This is a genomic window from Bradyrhizobium sp. Kon10, from assembly GCF_055807395.1.
Map to the genome: position 1 here is coordinate 1 of NZ_JBVVOZ010000077.1, position 2,306 is coordinate 2,306.

Consider the following 2,306-nt stretch of genomic DNA (forward strand, 5'->3'; position numbering starts at 1 on the left):
TTGCCAACATTGAGATCGCCGGCGCCGCTGGTGATGCCGCTGCCCGAGGTCGCGATCGAGGCAACCGTCGGCGCCGTTGCCGCGGAACCCTGGACGGCGATCTGAGCGACCACCGTCTGCCACCAGCCGTTGGCCACGTATTCGTTCGATATCCAGAAACCGTTTGCGTTGTTCGGATCGGCTATTGCGGTCGAATAGGTCCCCCAACGCTGGTCGTTCAGACTTCCGGTATCAAGAAACGTGGTGCTCGCCTGGTAAAGCGTCGGGCCGCTGAAAGCGGAAGCGCCGGCGCCGAGCACCATGTAGTAGTCGGAAGGATACATGTTCGGCCCCGAGGCCGAGAAATTGATGAGCACGTCACCGTTCTTGTCGACCGCAATTGAAGGATCGAACACGGCGACACCTGTGCCGATGGACGCGCCGGAAATGACGTTCCCGATTACGAATTGCGGATTCGTGCGATCGGTGACATCGAGCTTGAACCACTCGATTTGAGCGAGCCCCCCTGCGGTCGGCATGGCTTCGCTCACGCCGTAAACGTAATTGTGTCCTCCCGTGGAAGTGTAGGCAAGGCTTTGGATGCGCCCGTCGTTAATGCCGAGCGTCTTGGTCGTGCCCAACTGCGCGGCGGTGTAGTCGCTTCCGCCCCCTCCCACATCGGCGTCGCCGACGAAGATCGTTTGGGTCCCGCTGAAGCCAGGCGTCGGATCGTACGTTTGATATGTGAGCGTGGTTTCCCTCCCGTCCGAATGGGCGCTCAAATAGTAGGTCACCCCGTTGTCGCCGGCGACGTTGCGCACGATGCTGGCGGTCGCAGGCACGCTGGTGCTGACGTCGGGCGTGATCGCGCGGTTTCCGGCGGCTGTGACGCTGCTTTCGTTGACGACGAATTCGCCGTTGTTGTAGCCGCCTCCCGCGTCCAAAAATTCGGGCGCGGAGATGTAGATCTTGCCGTTGCCGACCGACAGATAGGGCATGTCCGATTGGGTTGTGCCACCGTTGGATGTGTCGATCGAAGCCAAATACCAGCCGTCGCTCGGGTTACTGTCGACCGACACGGCGATATCGATGTTGGTAGCGAAATTCCCGCCTCCTGGCTGAAAATTATCCACGGTGACCACATAGCGGCCGGTCGAACTGTCGTAGGTGGCGCGCGCGTCGAGAAGGGAGTTGTCAAGCGTGCCGCCAAGTGGGGCGAATAAGCTATACAATGATCCGTTGGATACAATCGGATTGCCGCTCAGGTCGCTTATCGCGTAGTGAGTGGTCTCCGCGGTGAAAATGTAGTTCGGTCCTACCGCTAACGCATTTTGGGGCGGATTGTTGGTCCGATCGGACAATCCGGAAAAAGAGCGAGTGACCGAGGCGGACGCCCTCGCCGGCGTCGACGAATAGAAGTTGAGTGCCGGTACGCCGGCGCTGTTGCCGATCGCCGCTGCGCCGTAAAGGCTTTCGATCGAGGCAAGCAGCGAATAGGGGCCAGCCGGCGAGGCGTTGACGGCCCCGGCCGGCACGCCTCCGCCGACGACAATCGCCGCAACGTGATCAGGGTAAGTCACCGCTGGATTGGTGTTGTTTTCGTCGAAGGTGACGATCAGCAGCGAATTGTTGGCCTGCGCCCAGGCCGCGTAGGCAGCGAGATTGGCCTGGACCCAGGCGTCGCCTGCAGGAATCCCGCCGCCGTTGTCGCTCGTCGGCGTCATGTTGTCGGCGTCGTTGGGCGAAACAAAGGAAACCGTCGGAAGGTTAGCAAAGCCGGCCGCGGTCTGAGGAAAACTGCTGAAATCGTGAGCGGTGTTGGCCGAATTGGCGAAGTGGCTCCAGGGTTGCCGTTCGGGATCCGCAGTGGTTTCGGCGTAACCGCCGAAAGTGTAACCGCTGGCGGCGAGCGTGCTCGTCAGCGTCGGCACGCTGGCCGGAAACTGGGGAAAGGTGCCGTTGTTGGTGATCCCCTGCGTCGAGCCGGAAAACAGGGCAATGTAATTGGGCTGGCTCGGATGGGTCACACCGTAGTAGTTGGTGAGCAGCATACCCTGAGCGATCAGCGAGTTCAGATAAGGCGCCTGGGAACTACCTACGATGTCGGAATAGTTCTCGTTTTCCAGGGAAAGGACGACGATGTGGTTAGGTCTGGCGGCGGTGGTCGGGTTGACCTGCAGGGTGCCGGTGGGATTGGCGTTGGCCGCACCGGCCAGGTTGGCCGCATTGCCGGCTCCGTCGCTGACGATGGCGCCGTTGAGGTTGAACGACGAGATGGCGAGATCGGACGTGGTCTGGCCTGCCGCGACCGTGTAGCTGAAGGTGAG

At 61.1% G+C, this 2,306-nt stretch carries 1 protein-coding gene; it reads right to left on the reverse strand.

Annotated features, from left to right (window positions below; translation table 11 throughout):
• Nucleotides 1-2,306 (reverse strand): alkaline phosphatase family protein (locus AC0L2O_RS36060; protein ID WP_473373103.1); only part of this gene is annotated, 2,306 nt, incomplete at both ends.